This is a genomic window from Ramlibacter tataouinensis, from assembly GCF_027941915.1.
In the GTDB taxonomy this organism is placed as follows: domain Bacteria; phylum Pseudomonadota; class Gammaproteobacteria; order Burkholderiales; family Burkholderiaceae_C; genus Ramlibacter; species Ramlibacter tataouinensis_C.
Map to the genome: position 1 here is coordinate 1,846,612 of NZ_CP116009.1, position 20,092 is coordinate 1,866,703.

General features: G+C 68.3%; 15 protein-coding genes. 4 read left to right on the forward strand and 11 right to left on the reverse strand.

All coding sequences use genetic code 11. From position 1 onward, the window contains the following. Window positions 1–31 precede the first annotated feature (31 nt). From PE066_RS08730 to glmS, 5 genes are all read right to left on the reverse strand, one after another. On the reverse strand, window positions 32–1,288 hold the full coding sequence (locus PE066_RS08730; RefSeq protein WP_271236159.1) for a hypothetical protein: 1,257 nt from the start codon (window positions 1,286–1,288) through the stop codon (window positions 32–34). 359 nt (window positions 1,289–1,647) lie between these two features. Continuing rightward, entirely contained in the window at window positions 1,648–2,127 is a 480-nt protein-coding gene (locus tag PE066_RS08735; protein ID WP_271236160.1) for a hypothetical protein, read from the reverse strand. A 364-nt stretch (window positions 2,128–2,491) separates the two neighbouring features. Further along, on the reverse strand, window positions 2,492–3,937 hold the full coding sequence (locus PE066_RS08740; protein ID WP_271236161.1) for a hypothetical protein: 1,446 nt from the start codon (window positions 3,935–3,937) through the stop codon (window positions 2,492–2,494). Beyond that, window positions 3,934–8,325: an NACHT domain-containing protein gene (locus PE066_RS08745; RefSeq protein WP_271236162.1), complete on the reverse strand. Its 4,392-nt coding sequence runs from the start codon at window positions 8,323–8,325 to the stop codon at window positions 3,934–3,936. Before PE066_RS08745 ends, PE066_RS08740 begins: the two co-directional genes overlap by 4 nt. A 735-nt stretch (window positions 8,326–9,060) precedes the next feature. Continuing rightward, a complete protein-coding gene (glmS, locus tag PE066_RS08750) occupies window positions 9,061–10,911 on the reverse strand; it encodes a glutamine--fructose-6-phosphate transaminase (isomerizing) (RefSeq protein WP_271236163.1) in 1,851 nt (616 codons plus the stop codon). A gap of 164 nt (window positions 10,912–11,075) precedes the next feature. On the opposite strand from glmS, the gene PE066_RS08755 reads away from it, so the two are divergent. Continuing rightward, window positions 11,076–11,543 (forward strand): Lrp/AsnC family transcriptional regulator, encoded by a 468-nt coding sequence (locus PE066_RS08755; RefSeq protein WP_271236164.1) that lies wholly within the window; start codon window positions 11,076–11,078, stop codon window positions 11,541–11,543. Between the two features lie 4 nt (window positions 11,544–11,547). Here PE066_RS08755 and glmU read toward each other — a convergent pair whose 3' ends face one another. After that, a complete protein-coding gene (gene glmU / locus PE066_RS08760; RefSeq protein WP_271236165.1) occupies window positions 11,548–12,933 on the reverse strand; it encodes a bifunctional UDP-N-acetylglucosamine diphosphorylase/glucosamine-1-phosphate N-acetyltransferase GlmU in 1,386 nt (461 codons plus the stop codon). A gap of 58 nt (window positions 12,934–12,991) precedes the next feature. Here glmU and PE066_RS08765 point away from each other — a divergent pair, with 58 nt between their 5' ends. Continuing rightward, complete coding sequence (locus PE066_RS08765) at window positions 12,992–13,822, forward strand: DUF6279 family lipoprotein (RefSeq protein ID WP_271236166.1); 831 nt, start codon at window positions 12,992–12,994, stop codon at window positions 13,820–13,822. Continuing rightward, window positions 13,819–14,961 (forward strand): MFS transporter, encoded by a 1,143-nt coding sequence (locus PE066_RS08770; RefSeq protein WP_271236167.1) that lies wholly within the window; start codon window positions 13,819–13,821, stop codon window positions 14,959–14,961. The genes PE066_RS08765 and PE066_RS08770 overlap by 4 nt, the downstream gene beginning before the upstream one ends. 67 nt (window positions 14,962–15,028) lie before the next feature. Here the strand turns inward: PE066_RS08770 and PE066_RS08775 are convergent, their stop codons facing one another. The 3 genes from PE066_RS08775 to PE066_RS08785 form a co-directional block, all read right to left on the reverse strand. After that, on the reverse strand, window positions 15,029–15,472 hold the full coding sequence (locus tag PE066_RS08775) for a hypothetical protein (protein WP_271236168.1): 444 nt from the start codon (window positions 15,470–15,472) through the stop codon (window positions 15,029–15,031). A 134-nt stretch (window positions 15,473–15,606) separates the two neighbouring features. Further along, on the reverse strand, window positions 15,607–16,596 hold the full coding sequence (locus PE066_RS08780; RefSeq protein WP_271236169.1) for an MBL fold metallo-hydrolase: 990 nt from the start codon (window positions 16,594–16,596) through the stop codon (window positions 15,607–15,609). A 127-nt stretch (window positions 16,597–16,723) separates the two neighbouring features. Then, complete coding sequence (locus tag PE066_RS08785) at window positions 16,724–17,194, reverse strand: DUF2917 domain-containing protein (RefSeq protein ID WP_271236170.1); 471 nt, start codon at window positions 17,192–17,194, stop codon at window positions 16,724–16,726. Window positions 17,195–17,325: 131 nt separating this feature from the next. On the opposite strand from PE066_RS08785, the gene PE066_RS08790 reads away from it, so the two are divergent. After that, window positions 17,326–18,306 (forward strand): LysR substrate-binding domain-containing protein, encoded by a 981-nt coding sequence (locus PE066_RS08790; RefSeq protein ID WP_271236171.1) that lies wholly within the window; start codon window positions 17,326–17,328, stop codon window positions 18,304–18,306. A gap of 10 nt (window positions 18,307–18,316) precedes the next feature. Here the strand turns inward: PE066_RS08790 and PE066_RS08795 are convergent, their stop codons facing one another. Continuing rightward, entirely contained in the window at window positions 18,317–19,483 is a 1,167-nt protein-coding gene (locus tag PE066_RS08795; protein WP_271236172.1) for a serine hydrolase domain-containing protein, read from the reverse strand. 19 nt (window positions 19,484–19,502) lie between these two features. After that, window positions 19,503–20,087 (reverse strand): 5-formyltetrahydrofolate cyclo-ligase, encoded by a 585-nt coding sequence (locus tag PE066_RS08800; RefSeq protein ID WP_271236173.1) that lies wholly within the window; start codon window positions 20,085–20,087, stop codon window positions 19,503–19,505. Window positions 20,088–20,092: the final 5 nt, after the last annotated feature.

The following is a 20,092-nucleotide window of genomic DNA, read 5'->3' on the forward strand; positions in this document are numbered from 1 at the left end:
TGGGGGGCTACGCCGTGCAGCAAGGCCGCTTCTATCGCCACCGATCCGCCTCCAACACGAATTCACTGCCGCTGTCTTCCGAGACTTGCCAAAGCTCGCGATTGTTCTCGTTCCAGCGCGCCACCAGATGCTTGTGGGGATGGTGCGTGCGCCCGAGTGCAGCGCACGCGACCCCGCTGGCACCACGCACGCTGGCGATCACTTCGTCGTGCAGACTCGCGTTGCTGCCGTGGTGGGGCACAACGAAGACGCCCAGATCGGGCAGGAGGTCGCGATAGCGCTGCAACCACGCCTGCCGGCCGGTGGAAGTCCACAGGTCAGCGTCGCCGGTGCTGATCCAGCCAACACGCCTGCCTCCCGGGGACGGGGCGCCCAGATAAGGACGCATCGAAGGATCACGCCCGCGCCGCCAATGCGTTCCAGTGTGCTCGCGCACGCGCCAGAAATCGCTGCGTCTAGGCCCAGAATAGACGCTCAACGACGGCTTGTTGTTGTCCGAGGAGAGCTGGCGATAGCAACCTTTGAGCGTTTCGCGCGAATCCTCGTTCTGCAGAATTGCCAGCAATCGGCGCGTGAACCGAGCGGGAGCGAGTCCCCGGTCAATGGGGATCCGGAAGGTGCTCCACACAGCGCGCCGAAACGCGATCAGCTTGGCCGGCTTGAACGGATGATAGAAAGGGATGATTCGCCAGCTCTCGCTCACTCCCTTGACGTCCGGGCCCAGTTCGACCTCGAGCTCGCAAGCGACGGATAAAGTCTGGACTTCCACAAGCTCGCCAGCAGTGCGCGTCAGCTGCGGCGCGGCTCCGTTGGTGTGTACCCGGCATGCGATCCGCCGCCCCTCCTGGTCGTTGGGCAGCAGCGGCCGCCCCTCCCCCGGCGCGTCCTCCGGGCCGGCGGGGGGAACGTCGGGGCCATCGGCACGCTGGACGAACAGCACGCGGCGCACGCCCCTGCGGGCGAGCCACGCCACCGGGTCGGTCAGGAACTGACGAAATCCTTCTGTCAGCAGTCCAGCCTCCATCTCAGCGCAGGCGATGGCCGCGATGGTCAGTGCATCCAGACAGGGCAAGACCACCGCGCCGACGTGCGACTGGGCCAGCAGCTGGTCGATCCCGTTGACATGGTCGGCATCAAGATGGGAGATGAACAGGACGTCAATCGTGGGCTGACGCAGACTACCCAGTCCGTGCTGGAAATGTTCCCGGTTGATCGAGCCGCAATCGAAGACGAAGGAAAACTCGCTCGAACGACCTCCTGGCGGACCGCTCACGATTCGGGTCACCATCAGGCCGCCTTGACCCACGGGCACTTGGCGCGTGGTCACTCGCGTGAAGCAGGAAAAACTCATCGGATAAGCTGCGGCGACGCCGGCGTTTTGAATTGTTGTTGGCGGGGCGTGCCACGATGGTCGCGCCCTCGGGAAGGACCGTCGCTGGCCCCCTGGTCAAATGCGCGTCATTCGAGCACAGCAGAGCTGGTACGGCAAGCCGTGGAGTGCCTGATCGCCGCAACCGTTACGCGGATTGCACCGCTCGCGCCGACATCATGTCGCGCACACGATGGGCAGTTGCTGCTGCGCGCGGGGGCTTCAAAGTGCTCGCCACGCCCATGCCAGCTGCTAGGCCCGTCGGGCGCGCACCCCCATCAGGCGCGCCAGTCCACGATCTGGGGCACAACAAGCTCGGCGAGCCGGCGCGTGTCTGCCCTGCTTCCGGAACACCCGAACGATAGGGAGATCGTGACCAGGCAGGCCGATTCGATCAAAGGGCGACACGTCTGCAGGAAGGCATTCACCTCCTCGTCGCTCCAGAGATCGCTCTCGAAGTAGCCATCTGCCCGGTTGAAGAGGTCCAGGCACAGGTCGAAGATGAGCGGGTGGGCCGGCTGCAGACCAGCCAGCGACTGCGCGCTCTGATGCAGGACCTGTTGCGCCTGGCCGGCAGCCAACACAGCCGCATCGATGCCGGCGTCATCATCGTCGTCCTGCAGGCAGTAGAAGTGCAACACGTCGAAGCGGCCGCGCAAGACGGCCGGCGCAATGAACGAGTCGTAGCGGATCCACCTTCCCCTGGCAATCAGAGCGGTGAGCTCCTGGAGGTCGGCACTGGCGATGCGCGTCGCCACCGCCGGCGAGCCGTGTGCGTCAAAAACGCCATCCCAGTGGTAGTCGGCATGAGCCAGCGTGAACCGATCGACCCCGCTTACAGCTCGCTGATGCTCCTAAGCGAGCAGCGCCCAGCGATGATCGTCCATCAGCCAGACCCCGCCGCCCAGATCAGCGTGATAGCTCTTGCTCGGCTTGAGCTTGTTGAACAAGACGTCTGCCACTTGTGCACTGTCTCCTTGTACGGGCCACATAAGAGATCAGCCCAGAGGGTGATTCTTGCACCGCCTCCGCTTCCGACGAGCGCTCGCTAGGAAGGCAGCTGGACTTCTCTCGTTGCAGTGAACACTCGAGGGGCAAGTTCCCGCAACACGTCCGACGGTCTCAGTGGTGTGGGGGTCCACTCGAGAGAACGCCCACGTGTTTGGCCCGCGCCCATTCCCCGTACTCCGTCTGCCGCGTCCACGTCGTGAGCTTCCACACGTGCTGGATTCGACCGCCTAGATCCGCTTCGAGGCGATCAGCGGCTTCGCGCGTGAGCGTGGAGCAGCAGCCAATCGGACTGGGCCAGCCTCTTGGATGCGACGGCTGCCAGTTCCAGTACCAGCAGGCGAACTCTCCCACAGGCACCCCCTGGGAGGTCAGCTGGGCCCCGCCTACCCCAGGCGCCATCTCGAGCTGGGGCAGGGACGCCGACGCCAGCGGCACGTAAGGAATGCGCCCGACGAAGTCCGTCTGGAGGTAACCGACATTGGCTCCGATGAGCGGGAGAACGGTCGGGACGAAGCCCAGCTCCTCCGTCCCCTCCAGCCCAAGATCAGGGCAGACGAAGGCTCGCAGGCTGTCGCGCGCCGGAGTCAGATTCCCCAGCATGTGGTCGTAGAACCCTAGCGCATGCTTTGCGTTGGGAAGTCCTTCAGCACAGACGACAGCAAAGACAGTCAGTTCCACGTGGCACAAGGGCGCATCGCCGATCGCCGCCGAAAGGTGCATGACGCGGCGATTGCCGGCGACCTCCGCCAACTGCAGGCTGTCGCGCACCAACTCCTCTTTGACGTCGGACTCCTCGTAGGTGCGCTCGTGCAGGCTTCCCGCCCAAGGTGGCGCGTCGCCAGGCGCCAACTTCAGGAACAACGGCTCGGCGGGTAGCGCCAGCAGGGCGTAGTCCACCGCCAGATGCTGCGGCATGCCCCAACGCTCCACAGCGCATGCCAGCGTACGCAGGTACGAAGACCTTGCCAGGTGCCCTTGGCGGGCGACGAACTGTGCGACGTTTTCTCGCTGGCGCCCGAGGAAGTACTCGAAGTGTCCGTCCGTGGAGCTGCTGACGCGTTCGCGCAAGACGCTGAACTCGAACGCCCATTGCCGTACGAGCGGCCGGCCGGAGGATTCCTCTAGCCGCTCGAGCGCATGCGCGAAGGCAGGGGGGATGAACGTTCCAGCACGCAGCGCCTTTTCCTCGCCGCGCAAATCAAGCAACTGCGGCGCCGGCCCCGCGTGACATCCGGACCAGGAGGGTAGGACCGTGGGATTGCCGCTGGCCAGCGACACCAGTACATCCGATGCGAGGGAGGGCTGTGGAATCACGCGCCGAACGCGGGAGATCATTTCAGGCCGTACCTGCGCAAGCGCGAGCGCGCACAGCGCCTCCAGACACTCGGACTCCAGCTCGCGGGTGCCGATCCACTCCAGCACGGCCTCCTCGAACACGTACGCGGTCTGCGGATTCGCCAGCGCCTGTGCGAGAGCCTGAATCGTGACCAGCTTGCCCGTGGGGACCGGCAGGCCCAGGCGGGCCACTCCGATGTCGGCGATCTGTCGAGGCGTCATACGCCCGGCTCCTGCCACCACGCCGGCCGCTGCAGGGGCTGGCTGTCGAATTCCTCCAGCACGGTATCGACCATCGCGACCAGCACGCTCCTGGCGCGCGCGAGCTCTCCCACCTCCAGCAGCAGGCGCACCAAGCCCGCATCCGGGATAGCACGTCTTCGTTCGGGGTAGCGCGGCGGCGGCAGGGTAGATCGCGCCAGGAATTCGGCCCAGCGTTGGGGATAGAACCTTCCCACGAGGGCCAGACGCCTTTCCGAATCGGAATGGCCGTAGTAGTGCTCCGACCAGCCATAGCGCTGCTGATGTGCCCTTACCAGCCAGGCGAAAGCTTGGTCCGGCCCCTGCAGCCGGCGGGACAGATCAAACGCTGGATCGAACAGTTCGCTTGCACGCAAAGGCTCCCTGTCGCTTCTGGCCACGTCCTCTACGGCGCTCAGAAGGTCGATCCCGCAGCCCTGTCCCTCCCAGTATTCGAACCAACTGCGAATGGCCCTGGATTGGGATGTGTACTGCCCGGCAGCCTCCACAGCGGCGAGGAACTCTGTCAGGCGCGTTGGCGGAAAGTCCGCCACGCTCGGCATCGGCGGCTTCTCAGCTCCAGCACCTTTGGGCAGGCCGTCGATCTCCGTCACCTTGTGCGGCTCGTCTGCCGCATCGCCATCGGCCAAGTCCTGCCGATCCCACAAGCGGACCGGCGAGGCTTCGGCGGCCCCTTCGGGTGCACGCGCTCGAGCTCGCAGCGCTTGCACGCTGTGCTCGCCAGAGGCGAAGGCCAGTGCGACCGCAGCTTCAGGACAGTGCAACTCCACTTTCTCGGCAAAAGCGGCGAAGGTTCGATCGGCGTGGTACCACTCACCCCGTACCAGCCAGTGGCGGTAGTAGCGCACATACACGTCCGGAAGCAGCTTCAACAGCAAGGCTGCCAGGTCGGAGGGACGGGCCCCCGAATCCTCCGTCATCGTGTCGATCTGGTCGAAGACCGGGGCGAGCTTAGCAATCGCCTGGACGGCCGCCGACGCATCGCGTTCGGCGACGTCCTCCACAGCCTGCAGCAACCTGGCCAACCCGGGATCCTTGCGCCAGCCGAACCCGATTGCGTACCGGTAGGTACCCACCAACAGCTCACGAGCCAAGTCCGGCAAGTCGTACGCCGTCGCCCAGCTGCACAGATCCGCCAGGACCCCGGCCTTCTCATTGAAGGGCCCAACGGTGCTGCGGACATCCCTCGCCTGCTCTTGGATGTGCGCTCGTGCCGTCTGCGCATCCAGCAACTGGTACCTGCGCATGAGGAAAATCTCTTGCCAGTGCTCCAGAGCGAACAGCTCGGATTGTCGGCAGGCGGCCCACTCCGCGGCGCTCACGTGCGTTGCGCCGCTGCGCAAGCGCGCGAGCAGGAAGAGATCGGCGGTAATCAGCACCAGGGCCTTGCGCACGGCGCGCAGGTCGGCCCAGCTCTCATGGTCATTGGTGGCGGGCCGCTCTCCGCTGACGACCCGGTACACCAGCGACACCGGCGGCACGTCCCCCCTGGCCAGCACCGCCGCGGTGGTCTGGGCGGCGGCAGCAAGGCGGCGCAGCATCGCCGAAAGCCACTTCCTGCCGGTCTGAATGCCCAGGCCGCCGGGATCGGACGCGCCACGCAGCACTAGGCCGCGGGCCATGGCTGCGAAGAAGGCGCGGTGCAGGTAGCGCGCGAAGTCCGCATCGTCATCGCTGCCAGTGCGCGCCTGCAGGGCGGGGTGGACCGCCAGCGCGGGGATGAACGCAGTGCGCTGCCGGTCGTACAGCAGCGCCCAGCAGGCTGACAAGGGATGCTTGTCGAAACGCTGGAACTCCTTCCATTCGTGGAGTCCCGCGCGGGCCCAGCCGGCGACCCGCACTGCCTGCGTTTCCAGCACACGCCGCAGGCGAGCCGGCATCGGCAATCCGCTGAAAGCCATGATGCAAGCCAGATCGTCGCCGCCGCTTGCACTGGCCAGGAACTGGTCAAACAGTTCCTCAGCGCTTCGGTGCCTTCTGAGCTGCGTCAGCACGCGCTCGGGCTCGTACTTGCCGGTTCCGGCTGCCACTTGGAGGTAGCGCTCGATAGCTTCGTCATAGTCGCGCGGCTCCATGGTGCCGGCACGAATGCGGTCATTGATCCTGCCGCGCATGCGCTCCTGCACCTCGCCGGCACGCTCCACCTGGCCCAGTGACAGGTAGAGGGTAGCGAGCTGCTGCAACTCTGGGAGGCTGGACTGGCTCGCTCTGGAGGCCATGAGCAGCGCCGGATAGGGGTCCGCAGTCAGGCGCAGCGCGCAATCGTGGAGCATGTCTGCGTCATCGAGCTGATACGTCAGGCCGTTCTCCACCCGATGCTTGAGTGCCCGCTTTTGAATGGCCAGCTCGTAATTGCCCGCGCCAAACGCGACCTCTTCTGCAACCTCCAGGATGCGCACGATCTGGCCTACCTCGTAAGCACGCACCAGGGCATCCAACACCCATTGCCTGGTGGTGCCGGCCAGAAGATTGCCCTGCTCGCCGGCGCGCGACTCGTACAGCCACACCCAGGCCCAGCGCAGGTATTCCGGCGCTTGTGCAGCAAGCCACGCCTGCACGCGCGGCAGCAGCGCGCCCACACGCTGTGCATGGTCGGGTTGTTGAGCGATGAAGACGTACAAGCTGCCGTGAAAGGCGATCAGTCCCGCATCCACCGTGGCCAGCAGATGGCCAATTTCCGCTTCCAGGTTGAGGTCGCCGACGCCCAGGCACTCTTCCAGAGCTCCCGCTGGCCAGATGAAACTGTCCTCCGCGAGCAGGTGCAGGGCGTCCCGAGCGCCCCAGGAAAGCCGCTGCCAAAGTGCCTTGTAGTACGCGCGCGCATCCCCATGCGGAGCCGCATCCATCTGCTGCACCAAAGCAGGAGAAAGCACGCGATGCTCATGCGCGAGCTTCATGAACGTGTAGGTCAGTACCAGGGGATGGCCTTCGCTCGACGCTTGGAACGCTTCGGCCAAGGAGCCCAGTTGGCGATCGGCAGGCACCTCGGGCGGCAATTCGAAGATGCCCGCTTCGTGCTGGGCCTGCAGCCACGCGGCGACGGAGGGCAGCTGCATCCGCGGCAACTCCACCCAGTCCGGCGGGTCGACAAAGCGCGCCATGCGCCGGGGCAGTTGATCCTCTCCTACGCGCTGGGTGCCCAGCACCAATGTGGTACCGGCAGGAACGGGAAGAAGCTGTGCGAAGAGTTCGTTCATGGGCGAGATCTCCTCGTCGTTCTCGCGCCAAACATGATCCAGGCCATCGACGACCACGATTAGCCGCTTGCCTTGCGCGACACAGTCCTGCCCACAGGCAGCGATCCAGCTTCGCAGGTGCTCGGGCCGATCGTCCAGGTGCGCCACCGCGTGCGAAAACGCGGTCTCCATCTGCGCCATTAGGGACCGGCCAACGTTCTTGAGGCTGAAGCGATCCGACGCGTCCTGCAGATCGAGAAAATAGTGGTGTCGGATGGTGGCCACGCCGCGGGCCTGGAGCTGCGCGCAGACATAGCTCAAGAAGGTGCTCTTGCCTTGCCCAGGGGAGCCCCACAAGACCCGCAGCTCCCAGGCGCCGGCCTGAGCCTGATCAAGAAATTCTTGTGCGAATTCCGGATCCGGCGGCAGATAGCCTGCAGGAATTCGGAACTCCTGGTCCAGCGGCCGAGGCCGCCGCTCCGAGATCGTGCTGCGCAGGACCTGCAAGGTGATGCGCCCGTCAGGCGCGGGTGCGTTCTTGTGGATGCTCCATTCGATGGCACGGCGGAACAGGTTCAACCAACCCAGGTGATCCGTGTGTCGGCTCTCCAATGCCGCAGACACGACTCCCATCAGCGACTCGTAGCCGACGTAGCTATGCGAAAACTCGAACCTGTCGAAGAACAAGGCAGCTTGCTCGGCCCCTCCCACGTGCGGCTCGATGACCTTGCGCAAGTCCTCTGGCAGCGAGTGCCAGCGCACCTTCCCCGCAGCAAGGTGCGCCGCAAACGCCGCATCAGGCCGCCTGTTGGTGACCAGTCGCACCTCACCCAGTCGCTCCAAGCCGACGCGAAAGGCCGCACTCGACCACTTCTCGAGCAATGACGTGCCGCGCTGCCCCTTGCGCGCGGTCAGCCAGTCCCACGACAGAGCGTAGTCGGGCTCGAACTCGCCGACCGTGAACTTAACCTGCGTCAGTTCCATCCGGCCGTCTGCTCGCAGGGCCACGAGGTCGTCCAAGCCCCGTGCGTCCGGCTCGTCATCTGCTTCGAACTTTACCCAGGTGTACAACGTGGGCGTGTCCAGCCAGTCGCACAGGACCTTGACCCCGACCAGGGTCTGGTAGACGTAGCCACTGGCCGGTATCGCGCTGCGCTTGATGCCCCCTGTCACCGGGCCCCCTCTCGCAAAGCATCTCCTAATCCCATAGCTTGGATCTGACGCTTAGTGCATCTGCCGCAGCGCGCCGTCGGTGTCCTGTGGACAGACCCTCCGTTGTCAAAGCAACTGTGGATCGGTACCAGCTGGCTGCCATGAGCCAAGGTGCACGCCAGACGCCGTCGAAGTACCCCTAAAGGAAAAGGCCGGCCCGCGATGCGGGCCGGCAAGGAAAGGCAGGGCGTCGCGCGAGGTAGAGGCCACAAGCGACGTCACGGCAGTCAAAGCCGCCCCCCCACCGCCGAGCAGTGTAAATCAGCCCCCGCGCGCCGCTGCACCAACGCGGTCCGCACCGCCCCACGCTTGGAGACGCCAATGAAGATGCCGCGCGGGACTGTGACTTGCGCGTCGCCGTGAGTTCGCCGAGAAGGCGCAGCGCTGTCGCGCAGACTAGCTGCTGTAGTGCTTGCCCTGATGCTCCCTGGGCGGAGTCGATCGTCATCGCATCCGGGGGCGGCTGCATCGCCGACATCACGGCCTCACCGCGCTTGGGCTACAGCTCTGTTACAAAAACCGCGCGTTTCTTGAGGGGGCTGAGTACCGGCCAATGGGAGCGATTTTGCGGACTAGCCCGGAGCGGTTCCGTCAGAGGAGAAATTCGCCTTCCGACCGACTCGATTTCACCTTCTGGTCGTCCCGAATTTCACCTTCTAATGCAGTCTCGCAAACAGCAGCCGGGGGCCGCGCAGGTCACTCCACCGTGACCGACTTGGCGAGGTTTCTGGGCTTGTCCACGTCCGTTCCCCTCGCGCAGGCCGTGTGGTACGCCAGCAGCTGCAGCGGCACCACGTGCAGCAGCGGGCTGAGCGGCCCGTAGTGCTCGGGCATGCGGATGACATGGATGCCCTCCTCGCTCTCAATTCGGGTGTCGGCGTCGGCCAGCACGTACAGCACGCCGCCGCGGGCGCGCACTTCCTGCATGTTGCTCTTGAGCTTTTCCAGCAGGGCGTCGTTCGGGGCGACGGTGACCACCGGCATCTGGCTGGTCACCAGCGCCAGCGGGCCGTGCTTCAACTCGCCGGCGGCGTAGGCCTCGGCGTGGATGTAGGTGATCTCCTTGAGCTTGAGAGCACCCTCCAGCGCGATCGGGTAGTGCAGCCCGCGGCCCAGGAACAGCGCGTTCTCCTTGGCAGCGAAGTGCTCGGCCCAGCCGATGATCTGCGGCTCCAGCGCCAGCACCGCGGCCAGCGCCGCCGGCAGGTGGCGCATGGCCTTCAGGTGCGCCGCTTCCTGCGATTCGGTCATGCGCCCCTTGACGCCGGCGATCGCCAGCGTCAGCAGGAACAGCCCGGCCAGCTGGGTGGTGAAGGCCTTGGTCGACGCCACGCCGATCTCGGCGCCGGCGCGCGTGACGTAGGCCAGCTTGCACTCGCGCACCATGGCCGAGGTCGCGACGTTGCACACCGTCAGCGTGTGCGACATGCCCAGCTCGCGCGCGTGGCGCAGCGCCGCCAGCGTGTCGGCGGTCTCGCCCGACTGGCTGATGGTCACCACCAGCGTGCGCGGGTTCGGCACCGATTCGCGATAGCGGTACTCGCTGGCGATCTCCACCTGGGTCGGGATCTTCGCGATGCCCTCCAGCCAGTACTTGGCGGTGCAGCCGCTGTAGTAGCTGGTGCCGCAGGCCAGGATCAGCACCGAGTCGATCTCCTTGAAGACCGAGTAGGCGCCGTCGCCGAACAGCTCCGGCACCACGGCTTGCACACCCTCCAGCGTGTCGGCGATGGCGCGCGGCTGCTCGAAGATCTCCTTCTGCATGTAGTGGCGGTAGGGCCCGAGTTCGGCGGCGCCGCTGTGCGCCTGCACCGTGCGCACCGGGCGGCTGGCGGGCTTGCCGGCGGCGTCCTCCACCCAGTACTTGCCCAGTTGCATGTCGACCACGTCGCCTTCTTCCAGGTAGACGATCTGGTCGGTCACGCCGGCCAGCGCCATCGCGTCGCTGGCCAGGAAGTTCTCGCCGCCCTCCTTGCCCACGCCCAGGATCAGGGGCGAGCCGGCGCGCGCGCCGACCACCCGCAGCGGCTCGTCCTTGCAGAACACGGCAATCGCATAGGCGCCATGCAGTCGCCCGACCGCCGACTTCACCGCCTCGAACAGGTCGCCCTCGTACAGGCTGTCCACCAGGTGGCAGATCACCTCGGTGTCGGTCTGGCTGGAGAAGTGGTAGCCCTTGGCCTTGAGCGCCCGGCGCAGCTCGTCGTGGTTCTCGATGATCCCGTTGTGCACCAGCGCGATGCGGCCGGGCCGGTCGGCCGCGTGCTCGCCGGGTCCGTGGCTGAAGTGCGGGTGGGCGTTGTGCACCGCCGGCGCCCCGTGGGTGGCCCAGCGCGTGTGGGCGATGCCGGTCGTGCCCTCGATGCCCTCGCGGTCCACCTGCGTCAGCAGCTCGGCCACCCGCGCGGTGCTGCGTGCCCGGCGCAGGCCGTTGTCGTAGACGGCCACGCCGCAGGAGTCGTAACCGCGGTATTCCAGCCGCTGCAGGCCCTGCACGAGGACGGGGACGATGTTCCGGGTCGAGACGGCGCCGACGATGCCACACATGGTTGATTGCTCCTGAACGGTGCGCAACTGTATGAGGCCCATCAAGAAATCAATGGTCTCATTTCGAATCCTATTGAAAGTTTCTTTCTATGAGTTAGATTGGCGGAACTTCATTTCAAATTATCAGGCTGCTTGTGGATGATCTTTCACTCGATGCCATCGACATGGCTCTTTTGGACCAGTTGCAGCAGGACGCCTCCCTGACCAACCAGGCCCTGGCCGAACGGGTGCACGTCTCGCCGCCCACCTGCCTGCGGCGGGTCAAGCGGCTGGTCGACGCGGGACTGGTCGAGCGCCAGGTCGCGATCCTCGACCGCGACCGGCTCGCCCGGCTGGCCGGCTACGGCCTGGACGCCGTCGCCGAGATCACCCTGGACCGCCAGGACGACGCCGCCATGGCGGCGTTCGAAGCCAAGGTGGTGGCCGAGGCGGCCGTGCAGCAGTGCTACCGGGTGTCGCCGGGGCCGGACTTCATCCTGGTGGTGCATGCGCCCGACATGCCCGGCTACCTGGCGCTGGCGCAGCGGCTGTTCACGGCCGACGCCAACGTGCGCAACGTGAAGGCCTTCTTCGCCGTGAAGCGGGCCAAGTTCGACCCGCGCCTCGTGCTGCCCCGGCCCGCGCGCGGCTGAGGCCCTACTTCGGCGCCTTCTTCGGCCGCTGCCAGCCGGCGATGCTGGCCTGCTTGCCGCGCGCCACCGACAGCACGCCCGGCGCGGTGTCCTTGCTGATGGTGGAGCCGGCGCCCACGGTGCCGCCCTTGCCGATGGTCACCGGCGCCACCAGCACGCAGTTGCTGCCGATGTGCACATCGTCCTCGATCACGGTGCGGTGCTTGTTGGCGCCGTCGTAGTTGGCGGTGATGGAGCCGGCGCCGTAGTTGACGCGCTCGCCGACCACGGCGTCGCCCAGGTAGGCCAGGTGGTTGGCCTTGGCACCGCGCGCGAGGGTGGAGTTCTTCACCTCGACGAAGTTGCCGATGTGCACCTCGGGGCCCAGCTTGGCGCCGGGCCGCAGCCGTGCGAAAGGCCCGACCAGGGCGCCCTCGCCCACCTGCACCTCGCCCTTCTCGCCGTCGATGTAGCAAAAGGGGTGGATCACGGCGCCGGCGCCGATGGCGGCGTTGGCGATCACGCAGTTCGCGCCGATGCGCGCGCCCTCGCCGAGCACGACGCGGCCCTCGAACACGCAGCCGACGTCGATCTCCACGTCGGCGCCGCAGTCCAGCGTGCCACGCACGTCCAGCCGGGCCGGGTCGGCCAGCCGCACGCCCTGCTCCATCAGCGCGCGCGCCTGGCGCAACTGGAATGCACGCTCGAGCTCGGCCAGTTGCAGCGGGCTGTTGACACCCTCCACCTGCACCCGGTCGTCGCAGTCGATGGCGACCACCGCGACGCCGTCGGCCACCGCGTGCTTGACCACGTCGGTCAGGTAGTACTCGCCCTGGGCGTTGTCGTTGGTCAGGCGCGCCAGCCAGCGCTTGAGCAGCCGGTTGGGCACGGCCATGAAGCCGGTGTAGATCTCCCGGATGGCGCGCTGGCCCTCGTCGGCATCCTTGTGCTCGACGATGGCGCGCACGCCGTCGCCCTCGCGCACGATGCGGCCGTAGCCGGTGGGATCGGGCAGTTCCACCCCCAGCAGGGCCAGGCGTTCGCCGCCGCAGGCGTCCACCAGCGGCTGCAGCGTCTCCGGCTGGATCAGCGGCACGTCGCCGTTGAGGATGAGCGCGATGCCGTCGTCCGGCAGCTGCGGCAGCGCCTGCTGCACGGCGTGGCCGGTGCCCAGTTGCGGCTCCTGCCGCACGAACACGGCGGCCGGCGCCACCGGCCGCACCGCGTCCTCGACCTCCTGCGCGCCATGGCCGGTGACCAGGATGGTGCGGCGCGCGCCGAGCCGCGCGGCGCAGGCCAGCACGTGGTCCACCAGCGCACGGCCGGCCAAACGATGCAACACTTTGGGCCTGCGGCTCTTCATGCGCGTGCCCTTGCCGGCGGCCATGATGACCACGTCCACTGCTGTCATGTCAATCCCTTTGCTCCTGGCGCGCACGGCGCCCCGCATGGCGCGAATTATCGGCTTGATGAGTCTTGCGCTGGCGCTGGCCGCCTGCAGCACGCTCAAGCTCGGCTACAACGCGCTGCCGGAGGTGGCGTACTGGTGGCTGGCGCGCTACGTCGATTTCGAAGGCGAGCAGGGCCGCCACGTGCGCGAGGACCTGCACCGGCTGCTGGCCTGGCACCGCGGCGCCGAGTTGCCGCGCATCGCCGCGCTGCTGCAGCGCATCGAGCAGCAGGCCGGCGCCGACACCACGGCCGAACGGGTCTGTGCCTTCGAGGGCGACCTGCGCGAGCGCTTCCTGGCGCTGCGCAACCAGGCCGAACCCATGATCGCGGCGCACGCCCTGACCCTCTCGGCGGCCCAGCTGCAGCACCTGGAGCGCCGCTACGAGCGCATCAACCGCGACTACGAGCGCGACTGGCTGCACCTGTCGGCCGGCGAGCAGGTCGACAAGCGCCTGAAGCAGATGCGCGAGCGGGCCGAGCGGTTCTATGGCCACCTGGGCGAGCGCCAGCTGGCGGCCCTGCGCCAGCAGCTCGAGCGCTCTGCGTTCAGCCCAGCCCTGTTCCATGCCGAGCGCCAACGCCGCCAGCAGGACACGCTCGCGGTGCTGCGCCGGCTGACCGCGCAGCCGCCCGAGCAGGCACGGACCGCGGTGCACGGGCTGCTGGAGCGCTTCGGCGCCTCGCCCGATCCGGCCTGGCGCGCCTGGCAGCAAGTCGCAGCGCAGGAAACCTGCCGCCAGGTCGCGGCCTTGCACAACGCCACCACGCCCGAGCAGCGCGAGCACGCCGCGCGCCGCCTGCGCAGCTGGCAGCACGACCTGGCCGAGCTGGCGGCAGACCGCCCATGAGTGCGGCCGCGGGCAGCGGCCGCATGGCGGTGGTGTGGCGCTTCGCCGCGGCCACCTCGCTGATCATGCTGGCCTTCGCGATGACGGCGCCGGTGCTGGCCGTCAGCCTGCAGCAGGCCGGAGCCAGTCCGGCCGAAGTCGGGCTGTTCGCCATGGTCCCGTTCGCGATGGTGGGGCTGCTGATCCCGCTGGTGCCGCGGGTGATTGCCCGCTGGGGGGTGGTGCGCACCTACCGGGCCGGTTGCGCGCTGGACCTGGTCGGCGCCGCGCTGTATGCGCTCACCGACCACTGGCTGCCGTGGACGCTGGGCTCGGTGTTCATCGGCATCGGGGCGGCCGCGCTGTGGAACGCCACCGAGGCGCTGCTGGCGCGCGAAGCGCCGCCGCAGCAGCGCGGGCGGGTGATGGGGCTGTACCAGACGCTGCTGGGCGCCTCGCTGGCGATCGGGCCTTTCCTGCCGGGTTTGCTGGGATGGGGGGCGCGTCCGGTGCTGTGGGCCGGCGCCGTGCTGGTGGCGCTGTGCGGCCTGATCGCCGCAGCGATCCCGGCGCACGCGACCAGCGAGCCGCCGCCCGGCCAGGCGGGCACCTGGGAAGCCATCCGCCGGGTGCCGCTGCTGGTGCTGATCGCCTTCAGCGGCGGGGTGTTCGAGGCCGGCCTGGGCTCGATCAGTGCCGCCCATGCCTCGGCGATGGGACTGAGCCTGAGCGCCGCCGCGACCGTGGCCGGCGCCATCGGCATGGGCAGCTTCGCCTGCCAGTACCCGGCGGGGCTGGCCGCCGATCGGTTCGCGCTGCGCAGCGTGTTCACCGTGGCCGCGCTGCTGCTGCTGGCCTCCAGCGTTGCGCTGGCCTTCACGCCGCAGTGGCCCTGGCTGCTGTGGGGCGTGGGCGCGCTGTGGGGCGCGGTCGGGGGTGCGCTCTACACGCTGACCATGGTGGAGGTCGCCCATGTGTTCGCAGGGCGCGCCACGGCGGGCGGCGCGGCCGCGATGATCACCGGCTACACCGCCGGCGGCACGGCCGGCCCGGTGGCCGCCGGCGCCGCGCTGCAGTGGGGCGGCATCGGCGGCATGGCCGCCGCACTGGGCCTGCTTGCCGCCGCCACGGTGGTGGCGGCGCGCAGCGTGCGGGATTGAACGCGCGCCATCCGGCGCCCGCCTTGGCGGGGCGCCGGCGGAGGAAACAGCGCAAGGCGCCTGGCGGTCAGTGCTCGCCCTTGGAGTGCGAGCGGCCCTCGCGCTCGGCTTCCTTCATCTCGCGCGCTTCGCGTTCCGAGCCCGGCTGGGCCGCCTGGGCGTCGGCCTTGACGTCGTGCGACTGCAGGTACTGCTCGGTGCGCCGGTTGTACTCGCGCGTGCCTTCGTAGCTGCCCTCGCCCATCTGCTGCTGCGGCTTGCCGGCCGATTGCTGCTGCTGGGAGCCCGATCGCTGCTGCGGGGCCTGCTGGCCAGCGTGGCGCTGGGAGGAACGCTGGGACTGGCCCTGCTGCGGCTGCTGCTTTTGCTGGGGCTGCTGCTGCCCGTGTTGCTGCTGCTCTTGCTGTCCTTGCTGCTGCTGGCGCTGCTGCGAGCTTCGCTGCTGCTGGTCCTGCTGGCGTTGCGGTTGCTGCTGTTGCTGCTGCTGGGACGACTTCTTGCCTTGGTTCATGGCCATGCTCCTTGGGGGAAAACACCACCATAGGGAACACGGCAGCGCTGCGCAGTCGGCGCACAGCGCGCGATCCGTCGGAACACGCCGACAGTCGCGCAGCCCGGTCGGCCGCGCGACTGTTCAGCCGGGGCTCACTGCTGGAGCTGGGCCCACATTTCCTTGTCGCGCTCGGCGGTCCAGATGCGCGGGTTCTTGATGCCGCGCGCCTCGTCGTAGGCGCGGCTCACGTCGAACGGCAGGCAGTGCTCGTAGATGAACACATGGCCGAACACCGGGTCCATGCTCTTGCGGGTGTGCGCCATCGCGGCCTTGAGGTCCATGTTGGCGGCGGCAGCCTCTTTCGCCGCCGCGAACAGCGTCTCGACCCAGCGCTTGGTGTAGTCCAGCGCCTTGTTGACCTGCGCGTTGCCCCTCATCGCCTCGCCCCGGCCGGGAACCAGGGCCTCGGCCCCGAGGGCACGCAGCGCCTCCAGCGTGGCCGGCCATTCCTCCAGGTGGGCGTCGCCGGTATAGACGCCCGCTTCGTACTCCACCAGGTCGCCGGAGAACAGCACCTTTTCCTCTTCCACCCAGGCGATGGTGTCGCCGCGGGTGTGGCCCGGGCCGGGGTGCCAGACCTGCACCTTGACGCCGCCCAGGTCCAGCGTCAGCCGGCCGGACACCTCGCCCTTGGCCGGGTCGCCGCCGCCGATCACCAGCGTCGGCCAGGTCAGGCCCGGCACCGATTCGGCGTTGCGGAACAGGCGCGGGAAGCGCTCCATCTCCGACTGCATGTCCTCCTTGCCGCGCTCGACGATCAGCTCGTAGGTGCCCTGGCTGGCGATGATCTCGGTGGCGCCCTCGGCGGCGTAGGCGCTGGCGCCCAGCACGCGCACGGCGTGGTAGTGCGTCAGCAGCACGTACTTGATCGGCTTGTCGCTGACGGTGCGGATGCGGGCGATCAGGTCGCGCGCCATGGCCGGGGTGGCGGTGGCGTCGCTGACCAGGATGAACTGGTCGCCGATGATCACGCCCGAGTTGGGGTCGCCCTCGGCCGTGTAGGCCCAGCAATGCGGCGACAGTTGCTCGAAGGTGATCTGCTTGTCGGCCAGGTCGGCCTGGCTGGCGAAGGCTTTGGACACGGTGGGGCTCCTGCGATCCGGATGCAAAGCAGGCGATTCTACTTACCGTAATCCATTACGGAATGTTGAACGGCCGAATGCCCTCACCGCTCCTTCGGGGCGGGCTCACCCGGCCGTCCACCGCGGCTCACATCGCGCAGCAGCGATCGGGCTGCGGGCGCGACCGCGCACCGCCCAGCGCCAGGCCGGCGAGCGCCGCCAGCAGGCGCCAGCCGGCCTGCCCGGCCAGCACCAGCGCGCCGTGCAGCTCGCGCCAGGACTGCGCCACCGCCTGCCGGCGCGGCACACGGACCTCCTGCACCTGCGGCGCCAGGTCCCAGCTGAAGAACGCCGGCGCACGGCGCTGGTTCGACTCCAGCACCAGCCGCTGCCCCGCGCGCACCCGCACCTGCTGGCCCGCCGCCAGCACCCGGTCGCCCAGGTCGTTGAGCGGACCGGCATGGGGCCCGTCGAAGGTCAGCCAAATGCCGCCTCCGGCCACGCGCAGCAGGCTGTCCTCGCGCGGGCGCAGCGTCACGGCGCGGCCGGCATCGAGCCGCCAGGTGCCCGGCAGGGCGGCCGTCGATTGTTGCGATTGCGTCAGCGTGAGGGTGCTCATGGCGATCTCCTGGGAGGCGTTTCGGGGTGAGTGGATGATCGGGCGCGCGCGGTTGGCAGTCCAATGAAATGCAGCTAGGCTATTCATTCGCTTCCCGCATCAATCCCGAGCCCGCCGCCGCCAGCCCGTCCATGCTGCATTCCCAGACCCACCTGCGCAGCCGCCCGATCGCGGCCGGCCACCTGCGCGCCTTCGAGGCGGTGGCCCGCCACCTGAACTTCCGCGCCGCCGCCGAGGAGATGGCGCTGACGCAATCGGCGGTGAGCCGGCAGATCCAGTCGCTGGAAGACGAGGTCGGCGTGCCGCTGTTCCTGCGCCACACGCGGGCGGTCGAGCTCACCGGCGCCGGCGCCCAGCTGCTGGCGGCGGTGTCGCAGTCGCTGCCGCGCATCGACGCCGCCGTGCGCCAGATCCGCCACAACGCCGGCCGCAAGAGCGTGTCCATCACCACCTTCGCCTCGTTCGCCTCGATGTGGCTGATCCCGCGGCTGGAGCAGTTCCAGCGTGACCACCCGGAGATCGACATCCGCATCGACGCCACCGACGCCTCGCTCGACCTGGACCTGGCCGACGTCGACCTGGCGCTGCGCTACGGGCCGGCGGACCACATGCCGCCCAAGGCGATCCGCATGTTCGGCGAGCAGCTCACGCCGGTGGCCAGCCCCTGGCTGCTCAAGGCCACGCCGCTGAAGAAGCCGGCCGACCTCGCCCAGTTCGCGTTGATCGAGGCCGGCGACGCCCTCCCCTCGCACATGGAGTGGCTGAGCTGGCAGCGCTGGCTGGCGCAGCAGCACCTGACGCGCTTCCAGCCCAAGCGCTGGCTCTACTTCAACTACGCCTACCAGATGGTGCAGGCCGCGCTCACCGGCCAGGGCGTGGTGCTGGCGCGGCTGCCGATGGTGGCCGAGAGCCTGGCCAACGGCGACCTGGTCGAGCCGCTGCCGGGACTGCGCATCGACTCGCCGCTGTCCTACTGGCTGATCGTCGGCCAGCGCAGCCACCAGCGGCCGGAGATCGGCGCCTTCTGCGAGTGGCTGCAGGCCCAGGCCAAGGCCACGCGCCAGACCATCGGCGAGGTGCCGGACCCGGACACCATCGACAACATCGACTGAAAGGCCCGGCTCAGCGCCCCTCGGTCATCGCCAGCGCTTCCTGCACGTACAGGTAGACCTCCTCCGGGATGGAGGGATGGCGCTGGCGTTCCTTGGTGCGCCACTGGCCCAGGCGCACGATCACCAGCTCGCGCGAAGGCACCACGATGGCGTACTGCCCCAGGTGCCCCTGCATGAACCAGAAGGGCGGGCTGTGCTGCGGATCCATCCACAGGCCGTGGCCGTAGTGGGCCACCTTGCCGTTGGACGTGGTCATGCGCTGCACGAAATCCGCCGGCAGCACCGGCTGGCCGTTCCACTGGCCGCCCTGCAGCAGCAGCTGCGCCAGCCGCGCCATGTTGCGCGCCGAGGTGTGGAGGCAGCAGTAGGCCAGCTCCATGCCGCCGTCCTCGCGCGGGTGGTCCAGGCTCCAGCTCGCCTCGGCCAGCCCGAGCGGCTGCCACAGGCGCCGCGAGGCGTAAGCCGACAGCGTCGTGCCGGGCTCGCGCGCCTGGAGCGCGCGCTGCAGCGCGATGGCCAGCACCTGGGTCGAGGCGCTGCTGTACTCGTAGCCGCTGCCCGGCTCGCGCTCGAAGCCCTGGCGCAGCACCGTGCCCTGCGCGTCGCCGCCGAAGTACAGCTCGGTGGTCGGGTTGAGCGGCAGGTAGTAGTTCTCGTCCCAGGCGTGGCCCGAGGTCATGGCCGACAACTGCGCCAGCGTCGCCTGGCGACCCTGCGGATGGCCGGCGTACTCGGTGATCCAGGTGGCCAGCGGCGCGTCGAACGAGGACACGGTACCGTCGGCCACCGCGGCGCCGGCGAGCATCGTCACCAGCGTCTTGGCCATGGAAAAGACGTTGGTGCGGCTGTCCGGCCCGTATGGCGGGAAGTAGCTCTCGTGCACCAGCGCGCCGCGCTGCGCCACCAGGAAGGCCGCGCTGCGGTGCTGGCGCAGGTAGGCGGCCGTACCGTCCGACAGCGGTAGCGCCTGCGCCGCCGGCCAGGGCTGCGGCGTGCCGCCGGCGACGCGCGCCTGGGTGAAATTGCGCGCGTCGTCGATGTGCGCGGTGTTGTAGCCCTGCAGGTAGGTGAAGCGCAGGGCGTTCCAGATGTAGCCATGGCCGCTGGCCTGCAGCGCCGCCGCGGCCAGCGCCAGCAGGACCAGCAGCCCAAGCAGGCCGCGCTTGATGTATTTCATTTCCGCTCCCCCTTGGTGTTCAGACTGGCCAGACCACGCCGTTGTCGTTCAGGATGGCGTCCAGCGGCACGTCGTGCGGCTCGGGCGCCAGCTCGTCGAGGTAGCCGGTGGTGAAGCCCAGGCCGACCGTGAACGGCCGCGGCTGCAGCCGGGCCAGGGTGCGGTCGTAGAAGCCGCCGCCGTAGCCCAGTCGGAACCCGCCCGGCCCATAGCCGACGCAAGGCACGAACAGCAGGGTGGGCACCACCACCTCGGTGTCCTTCGGCTTCGGAATGCCGTAGGCGTCCTCCTCCATCGGGCAGCCGGGGTGCCAGGCGTGAAATTGGAGCGTCTTGTGCAGCTTGTCCACCACAGGCAGCGCGATGCGGCGCAACTGCGGTTCGTCCAGCAATTCGCCGTCTTCCTTCCAGCGGTGCAACGCCGGCAGCGGATCGAACTCGCCCTTGATCGGCCAATAGGCGCCGATCACGGTGTCGGGGCGGCCCACCAGCCAGATGCGCATCACCTGCTGCAGCAGCGCGGAGCGCCGCAGCCGGTCCGGCAGGTTCAGCCGCTCCTCGACCAGGCGCGCCCGCAGGGCTTTTTTCTCCTCCGGCGTGCTCATAATCC